This is a genomic window from Caenimonas terrae (assembly GCF_042655405.1).
Classification (GTDB): domain Bacteria; phylum Pseudomonadota; class Gammaproteobacteria; order Burkholderiales; family Burkholderiaceae_C; genus Ramlibacter; species Ramlibacter terrae_A.
On sequence record NZ_JBHSMF010000006.1, the window covers coordinates 103,980 to 119,075 of the forward strand.

Below are 15,096 nucleotides of genomic sequence, written 5' to 3' on the forward strand. Positions count from 1 at the left end.
CCTCATGGTTGACCGAGTGGCCAGCGACACTGGCTCCAGCACCGCGGGTGATCGTCGTAGTACCAACTCGCCGGAGGTTGCGTCATGCTTTGAACTGGATTTGTCTTCCCGCACGAGTTCACCGGGAGAGCGTCGTGAAGGCACTGGCGTGCGCAGTTCGCGACAGGTTCATCGCCCGTGTTAGAGCAGATCAAATTGAGCGTGGTACCAGGGGAGTAGTAGCCATTGCACATCTGCGGGCTGAACCCAGGCGCGTACGGGAGGGGCGGGGACGGACCTTTTCCCGGCGCTCGTCCCAGTAGGCCTTCGGGATCGCTCATCGAAAGTGGATTCCCCCTTACATAGCTGAATCGATTCCACCCCCCATCAAGTCCAATCGGATCGGGCTGACTGTATCGCCCCTGCGCCGCGTTGTAGCTGCGGAAGTAGTTGTAGCTCAGATTCGATTCTTCGTCGAAATACTGCCCCGGGAAGCGCAGGTTCACCTCCAGCGCCGTGTCCGTCGCATTGAGCGCCACGTCCTGTTTGCTGCCCGTTGCCTTCGGATTCGGCGTTGCCTTCAATACCCCGGTGGGCTTGTTGCTGCCGAAGGCGCTGTACGGCCATTGCCACACCGGCTTGTTGTCGTCGTCGGTGATCAGCCGCGGCGTTCCCAGGTGGTCGGCATGGACCGCATAGAACCTGTTCCTGCTGTAGATGCCGATCGGGATCGCCTGGCCATCATCGGTGGGGAGCCAGATGTACTCCTGCGCGCCCCTGCCCGCCGAACTGCCGTTGTCGTATTCGCCAAGCAGGCTACCGGCCTCGTCGTACACGAAGGCGGTGCCCACACTGTTGCTCTCCCGGTCGGCCAGGAACATCCACCGGAAGTTGGCCTGGAGCCAGTCGATGAAGCCCTGGCCCAGGACCGCCCGGTCAGGCACGGTCTGGTCGGCGGTCGCCTCGGTCTTGAAGACGCGCTGGCCCAGCGCGTTATGAAGGTAGCCAACCCTGGCCGCTTCACGGTCCCTCGAGATCCTGACCTTGGACAGGCGCCGCGCGGCGTCGTACTCGAAGGTCCGCAGGCCGTCGCCGGTCATCGCGCCGTTGGCGTCCAGGCTGTAGCTGAAGGTCGTGAGCACACTCCTCGTCTTGCCGTTCTGGGTCCTGGCGACCGTCTGCGCCAGGCCCAGCAGCCGGTTGCTGGCCGCCTCCACATTCAAGGTCTGGCTGGTGGACTGGGTGAAGTCCCCGGCATCCAGCACGCCGTCCAGGTCGCTGTCGCTGGTTGCGCTGTCGACCGCCGTGAGGCGGTTGGAATTGGCGTCGTAGGTGTAGCGGCTCGAAGCGCCGTCGCGTGCCAGGCTGGTGAGGCGGTTGCGGCTGTCGTAGCCGGCCGTCCAGCTCACCGGCGTGGTGTACGCCTGCTTGCCGGCCGCCGGGCCCGCCGCGCGGCTGGCCCACAGGCCCTGGGTGATGCCGGTGATCCGGCCCGCGGCGTCGTACACGTAGCTGGAGAACTCGGTGGCCGACATGCGGCCGTCGGTGTCGAAGGTCCTGCTCGCCTGGTCGCCGCTGGTCCACGCCCAGGTCCTCGGCTGGCCCAGCGCGGTGTGCGTGATGTTGCTCACGAAGGGCACCACCGGCTTGGAACGAAGCGGGTTGGAGGACGGCTCCTGCACGTCGATTCCGGCGATCCGGCCGGCGACCCGGTTGTACGTCACCTTCAGGCCGCTGGGGTAGGTGATGCTGGCCAGCTCGCCGCCGGTGTAGCCGTACTGCACCTTGAACTGGCTGGGACGGGCCGGGTTGTCGTTGACGGCCTGGGTCTTGGCCAGGACACGGCCCTGGGCATCGCGCACGTACGTGGTCGATCCGCTCTTGTCGTCGATCTTCGACAGGTAACCCGCCTGGCCCTGGTCGTAGCTGAAGGCGGCGAGGTTGTCGGACGAATATTCGATGGTGGTGGGCCGGCCCAGCGCATCGCGGGTGATCGCGGTGACGTTGCCGACGGCATCGGTGATGCCCGTGACTTCGCCGGCGGCGTCGCGCTGGTAGCGCATGCTGCCGATGTCCGGGCTGGACTCGCTCACCACTTCGCCGAACGCGTTCGTCTGGTACGCGGTGGCCACGCCCTTGGGGTCGGTGACGCGGGTCAGCTGGTCCAGCTGGTTCCAGGCCTGTGTCGCCGAGGTGTTGTCCGCGAAGGTGGTGGCGACCGGGCGGCGCAGGCCGTCCAGGCTCTGGCGCGTGGTCTGGTTCAGGGGATCGGTCTGCGCGACCGGCTCGCCGTTGCCGTCATAAGCCAGCGCCGTGGTCTGACCGGCCGCGCCCTGGAGCGCGGCCACCTGGTTCAGGCTGTTGATGACACGGCTGGTGACCAGGGCGATGGCACCGCTGGCATCCCTGACCTCCTCCCGCACGCGGTTGCCGGCGGCGTCCAGCGTGTACTGGACACTGGCGCCCCGGTTGTCGCTCGCGCCGACCAGGCGCTGCGCAGCGTCATAGCTGTAGCTGACCTGGTAGCCATTGGGCATGGTGGCGCTGGCGAGCTGGCCGGCAGGGGTGTAGCCGTAGCTGCTGCTGTCGCCGCCGCGCACCTGTTGCACGAGGCGCCCGCGGCCGTCGTAGGCGAAGGTGGTGACCATGCCATTGGGTGCGGTCTGGCTGGTGATCCTGCCGGCGGCGTCGTAGCTGGCGCTGGTTTGCTGGCCGAGCGGGTTCGTCACGCTCACGCGGTTGCCGGCGCTGTCATAGCCGAAGCTCCACATTGCGCCCTTGGGGTCGGTCATCGTCGCAACCAGGCCCTGGGCCGTATAGGTCCATTGCCAGCTGCGGGCCTGGCCGCTCGCCAGGTCGGTGACGGTCTGGCTCAGCTTGTTGCCGGCGTCGTCGTAGCTGTAGGCCGTGGTCCTGCCAGCTTCGCTGACCAGCGCAGGCAGCCGGACGTTCGGCGCCCAGTCGCTGCGCCGCAGCTGCTGTTCCGGACGGCCGGCGGCGCGCGTGACGGTGACCGGCAGCTTGCGCTGCAGGTCGTTGGTGAACAGCGTCGCGACGCCCAGATAGTCCGTGCTCTGGACCAGCAGTCCGGTTGCCGCATCGACCACGTTGCTGGCAGCGTCGCGGCTGCAGTTGGTACACGGCTGGATCTGGCCGGCAAACACCTGGCGCGCCCCGGCCTTGCTGTAGGCCTGCGTGCGCGTCATGCCCAGGGGGTCGGTCACGACCACGCTGCCATCGCTGTTGAACACAAGCTGGTAACGATCCACGCCGCCCGCATGCTCGGAGGAGACGGCCCGGCCCGCGGCGTCGTAGGCCCAGGTCGCCAGCCGGATTCCGCGCTCGTCGACCAGCCCGGTGAGCGCAAGCGGATAGCTGGTGTCTTCGTAGAGGTAGCTGCGGCTGCTGCCGTCGGGGTAGCCGACCTGGCTCAGGCGCCCTTGCCCGTCGTAGCCGTAGGTGATGGTCGTTGCTTCCGGTGTCGTCACCCCCACCAGGCGGTTCTGGCCGTCATAGGCGAATTGAAGCGCCGCGCCGAAGGAGTCCCTGACGCTGCGTAGCAGGCCGTCGCGTTGCTCGAACGTGTACGACATCCCGCCGTTGCGGGTGATGGACAGGATGCGGCCTTGCGCGTCGTACCACTCGGTGGCGTTGTTCGCTGTCACGTACTTCCACGAGGGCTGCGACGCGTCTGCCGGGGCCAGCTTGAACAGCCGTTCGCGGGCCGCCGCTTCGCCGGTCCATTCACCCGCGCCGTTGCCGGAGAACAGATGGGCGCGGCCGTCCGGCCTGATCACCCGCGCGAGCGCCGCACCGGCGAACACGCGCACGCTGTAGTTGTGGACCCATCCGGGCAGCGACGAGTTGTAGCGGCGCACGAGGTTCAACCCGTGCGGTCCGCGATAGTCCACTTCCTGCTGGAACTTGTTGCCGGTGGCCGTGAAGATCGGGTTGCCGGCCGCTTCGACGGCAGCCCCGCACGTGTTGCCGTCGTCCGCAGTGGGCTGGACTGGCGGCTCATCCGGCGGTGGTGGTTCGCCGACCGCGTCCGGCGACCAGGGGTCGCCAGGCGGGCCGCCGTTGGGGCCCGGGCCCGCGCCCGCAGGCGCACCGGGTGGGACGGGCGGCGGGTCGACGGGCGGCGAGCCGGAGTTCGGCGGGCAGGACATGAAGCCGCCCTCCCCGCTCGCGCAACCCAGGGGGGCGGCGGCGGAGCGGTCGAGCACACCAGGTTGATGCCCCTGAACTGGGGGCTGTGGTAGCGGGTCCCATGCTGGAAAGAATGCGAATAGCTCCAGGAGACGCCCGGGGTGCAGCTATCGAGTAGATACGGAATGCGCCACCGCAAGGGATCGGTGTCATTGGCCCAGTTCAGGTCCGCCTGCGCGGCACCGCACCAGGTGTCCGCGTTGTAGCCATCCGAGACATGCTCGTTGTAGTAGAAATACTGCAGCTTCTGGTCGGCAGGACAGGCCGTCAGGCTGGTGTCCGTGTAGGTGACCGACGTTGGCGGCGCAAGTGTTTGCGGCGCAGCCCTTGCCGGGCCGGCTGCCGGCCGCGTGGGCGTGATCACCGTGGTCGGCGTCCATCCCGGAGGATTGCTTGACTGGGAGACTGCCGCAGTGGACGCAGCAAACATGAACGCGCAGCAACCGGCGGCGCGCACGGCCGATGAGAATCGCATGTTTCTCCCTTCAAGCTGCGCAGCAGCCGCGTTGTTGTGTTTGATTCAGACGACGCGGGAAGTCTGCTATGCAACCGCGCCAAGGTCGCTGGCGCCCCCTGTCATGACAGATGTGCCGGGTAAACACTTAGCGCTGAGGCGGGTGCCGGCGCCAACCGTCCCTGCCCGACAATGCCCCATGCAATTCCAGCCGCTGCTCGAAGACATCATTGCCACCCTGCGCCCGGAGCTTGGCCGCGCCGGCGAGGTGGCCAGCTACATCCCGGCGCTGGCCCGCGTGCCGGCCGAACGCCTGGGCATCGCGCTGCGCACCTGCGACGGCGAGGAGGCGCATGCCGGCGACAGCACCACGCCCTTTTCCATCCAGAGCATCTCCAAGCTGTTCACGCTGACGCTGGCCATGCGCGAGCAGGGCGAGGCCCTGTGGGAGCGGATCGGCCGCGAGCCCTCCGGCAATCCGTTCAACTCCCTGGTCCAGCTCGAAGCGGAGATGGGCAAGCCGCGCAACCCGTTCATCAACGCCGGGGCGCTCGCGGTGGCGGATCGCCTGGTCAGCCGCTTCGACGCGAAGGCGCAGATCCTGGCATTCGTCTCCAGCCTGTGCGGCGAGGCGGTGCAATTCGACGAGGAGGTCGCGGCCTCGGAGGCGGCCACGGGTTACCGCAATGCCGCCCTGGCCAATTTCATGAAGAGTTTCGGCCGCATCGACAACGACGTGGCCAGCGTGCTGGACTGCTACTTCCATCAATGCGCGCTGCGCATGAACTGCCTGCAGCTGGCGCGGGCCGCGGGTTACCTGTGCCGGGACGGCGCGCACCCGCTCACGGGTGCGCCGATCCTGACCGAGCGGCAGGCCCGCCGGGTCAATGCCCTGATGCTGACCTGCGGCACTTACGACGCCGCCGGCGAGTTCGCCTACCGCATCGGCCTGCCGTGCAAGAGCGGCGTCGGCGGCGGCATCGTCGCCGTCGTGCCCGACCGCCTCAGCCTGTGCGTGTGGTCGCCGGCGCTGGAGCCCAGCGGCAACTCGCTGCTCGGGATCAAGGCGCTAGAACTGTTCGCCGCCAAGACCGGGCTCTCGATTTTCTAGGGAAAAAGGCCGGATATTGCACAAAAGTGGCACCGGGGCGGTGTCCGACAAAGGGCGTGGAAAAAGCGCCGCCGGGGCTCGGGCGGGGTTCCTACACGGGCGGATGCCAAGGGTCTTCACCATTGCGGACATGAAAATTCTCAACTTCATCCATGTCACGGTCGCCCGTGCCTTCTATAGCTGGGCGATGAAAGAGATCAACCCCATGCACCCGGACGTGCCGCGGATCATGCAGCGCCAGCGCGAACTCGAAGACAAGGCTCAGCGGATCTTTGCCTGACGCGCCCGCCGGCGCCGCGCAGCGACCACAATCGGGGGCAATGTCCCCGTGTGTCGCGCATCCATGAACCTGCCCTGGCTCGAGCCCGGCGATCCCTTTCCTCCCCCTGACAGCGCCTGGGACGCCGACCAGCCGGCGCCCGGGTTGCTGGCCGCGGGCGGCGCGCTCGATGTCGATTCGTTGCATCGCGCCTATCGCCGGGGCATCTTCCCGTGGTTCAGCGACGGCCAGCCGATCCTGTGGTGGAGCACCGATCCGCGGATGGTGCTGTTCACCGCCGAATTCAAGCTCCATCGCTCGCTGCGCAAGACCCTGACGCGGTTCGCGGCCGATCCGCGCTGCGAGATCCGCGTCGACAGCGCCTTTGACAGGGTGATCGGTGCCTGCGCCAGCAGCGACCGGCCGGGCCAGTCCGGCACCTGGATCGTCCCTGCGATGGTCGAGGCCTACAAGCAATTCCACGCCGCCGGCCATGTTCATAGCGTGGAAACCTGGATCGACGGGGAACTGGCGGGCGGGCTGTATTGCGTCTCGATCGGCCAGGCGGTCTTCGGCGAGTCGATGTTCACCCGCGTCCCCGATGCCTCGAAGATCGCGCTGGCGGCGCTGGTCGCCATCTGCCGGCACGAGGGCATCGGACTGATCGACTGCCAGCAGAACACGCAGCACCTGGCCTCGATGGGGGCGCGCGAAATCCGCCGCAGCGACTTTGTGGCGACGGTGGCACAGAAGGCCCTGCTGCCCCCTCCTCGCTGGCGATTCGAGCCCGTATACTGGAGCGAACTACTGCCGCGTGAGCCAGCGTGACGCACCTCAAGGACCTTCCGCTCCAGACCCTGCAGTTCTATGCGACGGCGCCCTATCCCTGCAGCTATCTGCCGGGCAAGCAGGCGCGATCGCAGGTGGCCACGCCCAGCCACCTGATTCACAACGACGCGTATTCCGACCTCGTCACCAGCGGCTTTCGCCGCAGCGGGATGTTCACCTACCGGCCCTATTGCGACGGCTGCCGGGCCTGCGTGCCGCTGCGCGTCCTGACGTGGCAGTTCAAGCCGGACCGCAGCCAGCGCCGCTCCTGGGCCAGGCACAAGAACCTGCAGGCGCGCGTGCTTAAGCTGTGCTTCGTTCCGGAGCACTACCACCTATACCTGCGCTACCAGACCGGCCGCCATGCGGGCGGCGGCATGGACCACGACAGCATCGACCAGTACACGCAGTTCCTGCTGCAAAGCCGGGTCAACTCGCGGCTGGTCGAGTTCCGCGAGACGCTGCCCGACGGCTCTGCCGGCGCGCTGCGGATGGTGTCCATCCTGGACGTCCTGAACGACGGCATTTCGGCGGTGTACACGTTCTACGAACCCGATCCGGCCGCCAGCTATGGCACCTACAGCGTGCTGTGGCAGATCGACCAGGCCCGCAAGCTGAGCCTGCCCCACGTCTACCTGGGGTACTGGATCGAGCAAAGCCCCAAGATGAACTACAAGGCCCGCTTCGTGCCGCACGAGGTGCTGGCCGACGGCCGCTGGATTCCCGGAAGCTGAGCGGGCCACCGGCTGGAAGGGCCTGCGCCGGCAGGCCAGATTTCACAAAGTAAAATAGGAGGCACTTCACAGGTCTCCCATGAGAAAGACAGAGCCGGGCGTTGCCGCCACCCCCACGATCCAGGTCATCGAGCGCATGTTCGCGCTGATCGACGTGCTCGCCTCGCGCGAAGAGGCGATGTCGCTCAAGGAGATCAGCGAGAAGACCGGCCTGCATCCGTCGACCACCCACCGCATCCTGAACGACCTCGCCACCGGCCGCTTCGTCGACCGCCCGGAGGCCGGCAACTACCGGCTGGGCATGCGCCTGCTGGAGCTGGGGAATCTGGTCAAGGGCCGGCTCAACGTGCGCGACGCGGCGCTGCTGCCGATGCGCGAGCTGCACAAGCTGATCCAGCAGCCGGTGAACCTGAGCATGCGCCAGGGCGACGAGATCGTGTACATCGAGCGCGCCTTCAGCGAGCGCTCCGGCATGCAGGTGGTCCGCGCCATCGGCGGCCGGGCGCCGCTGCACCTCACCTCCACCGGCAAGCTGTTCCTGGCGGCCGACGATCCGCAGCGGGTCCGCGCCTACGCCACCCGCACCGGCCTGGCCGGCCACACCCGCAACAGCATCACCCAGCTGCCCGTGCTTGAGCGCGAGCTGGCCAAGGCGCGCCAATACGGCATCGCGCGCGACAACGAGGAGCTGGAACTGGGGGTGCGCTGCATGGCCGCCGGCATCTACGACGACCAGAGCAAGCTGATCGCCGGCCTGTCGATCTCGGCGCCGGCCGACCGGCTCGACGAGGGCTGGCTGACCAAGCTGCAGGCCACCGCCAACGAGATCTCGAACGCGCTGGGCCACAAGGCAGAAACGGGCCGTTAGGCCCGTTTGCGTCGCCGGCCCTCGCGGCCAGCGTGTCCGTCGCCCTGGCGACCGCTACCCGTTCACCTGCCGGATCAGTGTCGACGTCGGCATGACCCGGGGGTTGGATTCGACCCACTTGCGCACCCGCTCGGCATCGCCGATGCGACTGAGCTTGCCGGCCGAATCGAGGAACACCATGATCAGCTTGCGCCCGGCAATCTTGGCCTGCATCACCAGGCACTGGCCGGCCTCGTGGATGTAGCCGGTCTTCTGCAGGCCGATGTCCCAGTTCTGGTTCTTCACCAGCCGGTTGGTGTTGTTGTAGCTCAGCGTGCGGTTGCCCACCGCCACCTGGTAGCCGGGCGACGTGGACAGCTCGCGCAGCTTGGGGTCGTTGTAAGCAGTGCTCACCAGCATGGCCAGGTCGTTGGCGCTGGACTGGTTGCGGCTGGACAGGCCGGTGGGCTCGACGTAGCTGGTGTCTTTCATGCCCAGGGCCTTGGCCTTCGCGTTCATCAGGCCGACGAAGGTCGCCAGGCCGCCGGGATAGGTGCGTCCCAGCGCGTGCGCCGCCCGGTTCTCGCTGGACATCAGCGCCAGGTGCAGCAGTTCACCGCGGCTGAGCGTCGTGCCCACGCGCAGGCGCGAGCTGCTGCCCTTTTCGGTGTCCACGTCGTCCTGGGTGATCTCGATCATCTCGTCCATCGGCAGCTTGGCCTCGCTCACCAGCAGGCCGGTCATCAGCTTGGTGAGTGACGCGATCGGCAACACCGCCGAATCGTTCTTGCTCAGGAGCACTTCGCGGGTGTCCTGGTCGATCACCAGGGCGACGCTGGACTTCAGGTCCAGTTGGTCCTGGGTGGAGTGCAAACCGGCGAGCTGGCCGAAAGAGGGACGGGCATCCGCCACGTGCACCGCAACGCGCCGCCTGGCGACCACGAAGGTGCGGGAGATGCGCCGCTTGACGCTGGGCGAAGTCTGCTTTTCAACGGTGACAACCTGCCGCCGGGCCGCATGTGCGGGGCCGGCGATGCAGGCCGCAGCCACCAATGAACATGCAAGGGTTTGTGCCAAGCGGATGAAAGTTGTTCGCATTTGAAAAGGTGACCTCGCCGGCATCAGCAGACTCCTACAACGCTGCAACAGAACGCGTAGTGTACTGCCGCCGGAAAAGGTGCACAAGATCAATGACTTATGAAGGAATCCTCACTTTCCGCATAAATGACCGAAATAATTGCTAACCCTGGGCCGCCACCCGGTCGGCCTTGCTCTGTAACTTGTTGAGCGCACTGAGGTACGCCTTTGCGGAGGCAACCACGATGTCAGGGTCGGCTCCCACGCCGTTGACCACCCGTCCCGAGTTCTGCAGGCGCACCGTCACCTCCCCCTGGCTTTCGGTCGACCCGCTGATCGCGTTGACCGAATACAACACCATTTCGGCGCCGCTGTGCACATGCGACTCGATCGCCTTGAGCGAGGCATCCACCGGGCCGTTGCCGTCCGATTCGCCGCGCACTTCCTTCCCCTCGACCGTGAACACCACGCTGGCGTGGGGACGCTCGCCGGTCTCGCTGTGCTGGGACAGCGACACGAAGCCGAACTGCTCCTTGTCGTGGGTGACGCTTTCATCGCTGACCAGGGCCAGGATGTCCTCGTCGAAGATCTCGCTCTTGCGGTCGGCCAGCTCCTTGAAGCGCGCGAAGGCGGTGTTGACGTCGCCTTCGCTCTCGAGTGCCACGCCCAGGTCCTGCAGGCGCTGCTTGAAGGCGTTGCGGCCTGACAGCTTGCCCAGCACGATCTTGTTGGTGCTCCAGCCCACGTCCTCGGCCCGCATGATCTCGTAGGTGTCGCGCGCCTTGAGCACGCCGTCCTGGTGGATGCCGCTGGCATGGGCGAAGGCGTTGGCGCCCACCACGGCCTTGTTCGGCTGCACCACGAAGCCGGTGGTCTGGCTGACCATCCGGCTGGCGGCCAGGATGTGCTTGGTGTCGATGTTGACGTCCAGCCCGTAATAGTCCTTGCGGGTCTTCACGGCCATCACGATCTCCTCCAGCGAGCAGTTGCCGGCCCGCTCGCCCAGGCCGTTGATGGTGCACTCCACCTGGCGCGCGCCGCCGATCTTGACGCCGGCCAGCGAGTTGGCCACCGCCATCCCCAGGTCGTTGTGGCAGTGCACCGACCAGATCGCCTTGTCGGAGTTGGGCACCCGCTCGCGCAGCGTCCGGATGAATTGCCCGTACAGCTCCGGCACCGCGTAGCCGACCGTGTCGGGCACGTTGATGGTGGTCGCGCCTTCGGCGATGACGGTTTCCAGCACCCGGCACAGGAAGTCCATGTCGCTGCGGTAGCCGTCCTCGGGCGAGAACTCGATGTCGTCGCACAGGTTGCGGGCAAAGCGCACCGACTGCCTGGACTGCTCCAGCACCTGCTCCGGCGTCATGCGCAGCTTCTTTTCCATGTGCAGCGCCGACGTGGCGATGAAGGTGTGGATGCGCGCGCGGCTGGCGCCCTTGAGCGCCTCGGCGGCCCGGGAAATGTCCCGGTCGTTGGCCCGCGACAGCGAGCAGATCGTCGAATCCTTGATGGCGCCGGCAATCAGCTGCACCGCCTCGAAATCGCCGTTGGAGCTGGCCGCAAAGCCGGCCTCGATCACGTCGACCTTCAGCCGCTCGAGCTGGCGGGCGATCCGCAGCTTCTCGTCCTTGGTCATCGAGGCGCCTGGCGATTGCTCGCCGTCGCGCAGGGTGGTGTCGAAGATGATCAGTTGGTCTGCCATGGCGTTCATTCCTGGTCGCTGGGGGAAAGGGCCGAGGATGCGGCGGCCCGGCTGGCCTGCGCCCGCTGCAGGCCGGACACGATGGCCTTGAGCGATGCGGAGACGATGTTGGCGTCGATGCCGACGCCGAACAGCGTCTGCTGGCCGACCCGCAGTTCGAGGTAGGCGACGGCCTGGGCGTTGGCGCCCGAGCCGATCGCGTGCTCGTGGTAGTCCAGCACCCGCAGGTTCTCGCCGGTCGCCTGCGCCAGGCCGGCGACGAAGGCGTCGATCGGCCCCGTGCCGGCGCCCTGGATGCTCAGGTTGCGCGAGCCGAGCACCACGTCGGCGGCCAGCTTGACCACCGGACCGCTGGCGCCCTTGGCCTCCTCCAGCACCTGGTGCGTCGGCGCCGGCGTGCTGCGCACGCCGTACTCCCGCTCGAACAGCTGGAACAGGTCCTGCGCCGTCAGTTCCTTGCCGGTGGCGTCCATCACGGTCTGCACCACCTGGCTGAACTCGATCTGCAGGCGGCGCGGCAGCTCCAAGCCGTATTCGCTTTCGAGCAGGTACGAGATGCCGCCCTTGCCCGACTGGCTGTTGACGCGGATCACCGCTTCGTAGCTGCGGCCCAGGTCCTTGGGGTCGAGCGGCAGATAGGGCATGTCCCAGATGTCGCCTTCCTTGCGGGCGGCGAACGCCTTCTTGATCGCATCCTGGTGCGAGCCGGAGAACGAGGTGTAGACCAGGTCGCCGGCATAAGGATGGCGCGGGTGCACCGGCAGCTGGTTGCAGTGCTCCACGGTGCGGCGGACCTCGTCGATGTCCGAGAAGTCCAGGCCCGGGTCGACCCCCTGGCTGTACAGGTTCAGGGCGACGTTCACCAGGTCGAGGTTGCCGGTGCGCTCGCCGTTGCCGAACAGGCAGCCTTCGAGCCGGTCGGCGCCCGCCATCACCGCCAACTCCCCGGCCGCCGTCCCGGTGCCGCGGTCGTTGTGCGGGTGGACCGACAGCACGATGCAATCGCGGCGCGCCAGGTTGCGGTGCATCCACTCGATCATGTCGGCAAAGATGTTGGGAGTGGAATGTTCCACCGTCGACGGCAGGTTGACGATGCACTTGCGCCCGGGAGTCGGCTGCCAGACGCCGGTGACCGCATCGACCACCCGCTTGGAGAAGGCCAGTTCGGTGCCGGAGAACATCTCCGGCGAGTACTGGAAGGTCCATTGCGTCTGCGGCCGCTGCGCCGCCAGTTCGACGAACAGGCGCGCCTGGCTGGTGGCCAGCTCCACGATGCCGTCTTCGTCCAGGCCCAGCACCACCCGGCGCATCACCGGCGCGGTGGCGTTGTACAGGTGGACGATCACCCGCCTGGCGCCCTCCAGCGCCTCGAAGGTGCGCCGGATCAGCGGCTCGCGCGCCTGCGTCAGCACCTGGATCGTCACGTCCTCGGGCACCAGGTTGTCGTCGATCAGCTTGCGCACGAAGTCGAATTCAACCTGCGACGCCGACGGAAAGCCGACCTCGATCTCCTTGAAGCCAATGGCCACCAGCGCCTGGAACATGCGCAGCTTGCGGGGAATGTCCATCGGTTCGATCAGGGCCTGGTTGCCGTCGCGCAGATCCACGCTGCACCACACCGGCGGACGGGTCAGCACCGCGTCGGGCCAGGTCCGGTCGGTCAGGCGCACCGGGGGGAAGGCGCGGTACTTGCTGGCTGCTTGTTTCAACATGATGGGTTTCTCTCAAGGTTCGGTGAAACCTGCAGCCCCAAAACAAAACGGCCCGCTGCAGGTGCAAACGGGCCGTTGATCAGGGTTGCGCGAACGCTACCGTCTCCGCCCGTGGGGAGATAGCAGTAGCGCCAGCGAAATTCGGTTCATGAGAAGCAATGTAGCACAAGCGCCGCGCGGGCGCCGTGCCCGGGCAGGGGCCGGGCTTTCACCGATGCAGGCCGCTCTCTTCAGGCTCGTCGGTGGACGTGCTGATCACGCTGGTGCGCTGGCCCTTGGCGCGGCGCCACCCGTAGACGCCGTAGCCGGACAGGCCGTAGACGACGAACACGGCGAACAGCACGATCGGCGGGTCGATGTTGATGACGGCGATGCCCAGTGCGATCAGCACGATCACGGCGAAGGGAACGGTCTTCTTCATCTGCACGTCCTTGAAGCTGTAGAACGGCACGTTGGTGACCATCGTCAAGCCGGCGAACAGCGCGACCGCGAACATCACCCACTGCACTTCGTAGCCCTTGACGCCAATGTCGTGCATCACCCAGATGAAGCCGGCGACCAGGGCCGCGGCCGCGGGCGACGGCAGGCCCTGGAAATAGCGCTTGTCGACCACCGTGGTGTTGACGTTGAAGCGCGCCAGCCGCAGCGCTGCGCAGGCGCAATAGACGAAGGCCGCCACCCAGCCCCAGCGTCCGAGGCCCTTGAGGGCCCATTCGTAGGCGATCAGGGCCGGCGCCGCGCCGAAGGACACCATGTCGGACAGCGAATCCATCTGTTCGCCGAACGCGCTCTGCGTGTTGGTCATGCGGGCGACGCGGCCGTCCAGGCTGTCCAGCACCATGGCGCTGAAGACGCCGTACGCGGCCAGATCGAAGCGGCCGTTCATTGCCATCACCACCGCGTAGAAACCGCCGAACAGCGCCGCCAGCGTGAACAGGTTGGGCAGGATGTAGATGCCCTTGCGGCGCTTGCGCACGACGATGCCGTCGTGGACGTCGCCAGGCTGTGAATCGGAACCGTCGTGCATGGGCGAAGTGTAAGAGCAAAAACAAAGCCGCCCGCAGGCGGCTTGGTCGATCCCCGCTGTCATGGGGATGGGCTCGCGCGCGGCCCGCAGGCCGCCCGGCAAGCTCAGTTCTTGGTCTGGTCGACCAGCTTGTTCTTCTTGATCCAGGGCATCATCGCCCGCAGGGTTTCGCCCACGGTCTCGATCTGGTGCTCGGCCATCAGACGGCGGCGCGACAGCAGGGTCGGGGCGCCGGCGCGGTTTTCCAGGATGAAGTTCTTGGCGTATTCGCCGGTCTGGATGTCCTTGAGGATCTGCTTCATCACCTTCTTGGTCTCGTCGGTGATGACGCGCGGGCCGGACACGTACTCGCCGTACTCGGCGTTGTTCGAGATCGAGTAATTCATGTTGGCGATGCCGCCTTCATAGATCATGTCGACGATCAGCTTGAGCTCGTGCAGGCATTCGAAGTACGCCATTTCGGGCGCGTAGCCGGCTTCCACCAGCGTCTCGAAGCCGGCCTTGATCAGTTCCACGGTGCCGCCGCACAGCACGGCCTGCTCGCCGAACAGGTCGGTCTCGGTCTCTTCGCGGAAGTTGGTCTCGATGATGCCGGCCTTGCCGCCGCCGTTGGCCATCGCGTAGCTCAGGGCCAGGTCACGGGCCTTGCCGCTCTTGTCCTGATGCACCGCCACCAGGTGGGGCACGCCGCCGCCTTGCGTGTACGTACCGCGCACGGTGTGGCCGGGGGCCTTGGGCGCCACCATCCAGACGTCCAGGTCGGCGCGCGGCGTGACGAAGCCGTAATGCACGTTGAAGCCGTGGGCGAACACCAGCGAGGCGCCCGGCTTGATGTTGGGCTCGACGTCCTTCTTGTAGACCTCGGCGATCTGCTCGTCGGGCAACAGGATCATCACGACGTCGGCAGACTTGACCGCGTCGGCCACTTCGGCCACCTTCAGGCCGGCCTTCTCGACCTTGGGCCAGGACGCGCCGCCCTTGCGCAGGCCGACGACGACCTTGACGCCGCTGTCGTTGAGGTTCTGGGCGTGGGCGTGGCCCTGCGAACCGTAGCCGATGATCGCGACTGTCTTGCCCTTGATCAGGCTCAGGTCGCAGTCCTTGTCGTAATAAACCTTCATGGTCACTCCTGTTGAAATTGGTTGGGATGGAAGAAA

The 15,096-nt window shown here is 66.7% G+C and carries 11 protein-coding genes; 5 read left to right on the plus strand and 6 right to left on the minus strand.

Annotated features, from left to right (window positions below; genetic code table 11):
* Window positions 1-2 precede the first annotated feature (2 nt).
* A complete protein-coding gene (locus ACFPOE_RS07350; protein ID WP_376849380.1) occupies window positions 3-4,205 on the minus strand; it encodes an RHS repeat-associated core domain-containing protein in 4,203 nt (1,400 codons plus the stop codon).
* Between the two features lie 636 nt (window positions 4,206-4,841).
* Here ACFPOE_RS07350 and ACFPOE_RS07355 point away from each other — a divergent pair.
* The 5 genes from ACFPOE_RS07355 to ACFPOE_RS07375 all read left to right on the plus strand — a co-directional run bounded on the left by ACFPOE_RS07355 (window position 4,842) and on the right by ACFPOE_RS07375 (window position 8,442).
* On the plus strand, window positions 4,842-5,753 hold the full coding sequence (locus tag ACFPOE_RS07355) for a glutaminase (RefSeq protein WP_376849382.1): 912 nt from the start codon (window positions 4,842-4,844) through the stop codon (window positions 5,751-5,753).
* 130 nt (window positions 5,754-5,883) lie between these two features.
* A complete protein-coding gene (locus tag ACFPOE_RS07360; protein WP_376849383.1) occupies window positions 5,884-6,033 on the plus strand; it encodes a hypothetical protein in 150 nt (49 codons plus the stop codon).
* A 63-nt stretch (window positions 6,034-6,096) separates the two neighbouring features.
* Entirely contained in the window at window positions 6,097-6,840 is a 744-nt protein-coding gene (aat, locus tag ACFPOE_RS07365; protein ID WP_376849385.1) for a leucyl/phenylalanyl-tRNA--protein transferase, read from the plus strand.
* On the plus strand, window positions 6,837-7,574 hold the full coding sequence (locus ACFPOE_RS07370; RefSeq protein ID WP_376849386.1) for an arginyltransferase: 738 nt from the start codon (window positions 6,837-6,839) through the stop codon (window positions 7,572-7,574). Before aat ends, ACFPOE_RS07370 begins: the two co-directional genes overlap by 4 nt.
* A 79-nt stretch (window positions 7,575-7,653) precedes the next feature.
* Window positions 7,654-8,442 carry an IclR family transcriptional regulator gene (locus tag ACFPOE_RS07375; RefSeq protein ID WP_376849387.1) on the plus strand — a complete coding sequence of 263 codons (789 nt, stop codon included), beginning with the start codon at window positions 7,654-7,656 and terminating at the stop codon, window positions 8,440-8,442.
* Window positions 8,443-8,496: 54 nt separating this feature from the next.
* On the opposite strand, the gene pbpG is transcribed toward ACFPOE_RS07375, so the two are convergent.
* The 5 genes from pbpG to ilvC form a co-directional block, all read right to left on the minus strand.
* On the minus strand, window positions 8,497-9,519 hold the full coding sequence (pbpG, locus tag ACFPOE_RS07380) for a D-alanyl-D-alanine endopeptidase (protein WP_376849389.1): 1,023 nt from the start codon (window positions 9,517-9,519) through the stop codon (window positions 8,497-8,499).
* A gap of 142 nt (window positions 9,520-9,661) precedes the next feature.
* Entirely contained in the window at window positions 9,662-11,200 is a 1,539-nt protein-coding gene (locus ACFPOE_RS07385; RefSeq protein WP_376849390.1) for a 2-isopropylmalate synthase, read from the minus strand.
* A 5-nt stretch (window positions 11,201-11,205) separates the two neighbouring features.
* Complete coding sequence (leuA, locus tag ACFPOE_RS07390) at window positions 11,206-12,912, minus strand: 2-isopropylmalate synthase (RefSeq protein ID WP_376849391.1); 1,707 nt, start codon at window positions 12,910-12,912, stop codon at window positions 11,206-11,208.
* Between the two features lie 208 nt (window positions 12,913-13,120).
* The gene (gene pssA, locus ACFPOE_RS07395; RefSeq protein ID WP_376849392.1) at window positions 13,121-13,939 is read right to left on the minus strand and encodes a CDP-diacylglycerol--serine O-phosphatidyltransferase; all 819 of its coding nucleotides are present in this window, start codon (window positions 13,937-13,939) and stop codon (window positions 13,121-13,123) included.
* 104 nt (window positions 13,940-14,043) lie between these two features.
* Window positions 14,044-15,060: a ketol-acid reductoisomerase gene (gene ilvC, locus ACFPOE_RS07400; protein WP_376849394.1), complete on the minus strand. Its 1,017-nt coding sequence runs from the start codon at window positions 15,058-15,060 to the stop codon at window positions 14,044-14,046.
* Window positions 15,061-15,096 lie beyond the last annotated feature (36 nt).

Coding starts and splice junctions, on each gene's coding strand:
- pbpG (WP_376849389.1), bottom strand. CDS start 9,519: ATGCGAACAACTTTCATCCGCTTGGCACAAACCCTTGCATGTTCATTG.
- ACFPOE_RS07385 (WP_376849390.1), bottom strand. CDS start 11,200: ATGGCAGACCAACTGATCATCTTCGACACCACCCTGCGCGACGGCGAG.
- leuA (WP_376849391.1), bottom strand. CDS start 12,912: ATGTTGAAACAAGCAGCCAGCAAGTACCGCGCCTTCCCCCCGGTGCGC.
- ACFPOE_RS07360 (WP_376849383.1), top strand. CDS start 5,884: ATGAAAATTCTCAACTTCATCCATGTCACGGTCGCCCGTGCCTTCTAT.
- aat (WP_376849385.1), top strand. CDS start 6,097: ATGAACCTGCCCTGGCTCGAGCCCGGCGATCCCTTTCCTCCCCCTGAC.
- ilvC (WP_376849394.1), bottom strand. CDS start 15,060: ATGAAGGTTTATTACGACAAGGACTGCGACCTGAGCCTGATCAAGGGC.
- pssA (WP_376849392.1), bottom strand. CDS start 13,939: ATGCACGACGGTTCCGATTCACAGCCTGGCGACGTCCACGACGGCATC.
- ACFPOE_RS07355 (WP_376849382.1), top strand. CDS start 4,842: ATGCAATTCCAGCCGCTGCTCGAAGACATCATTGCCACCCTGCGCCCG.
- ACFPOE_RS07375 (WP_376849387.1), top strand. CDS start 7,654: ATGAGAAAGACAGAGCCGGGCGTTGCCGCCACCCCCACGATCCAGGTC.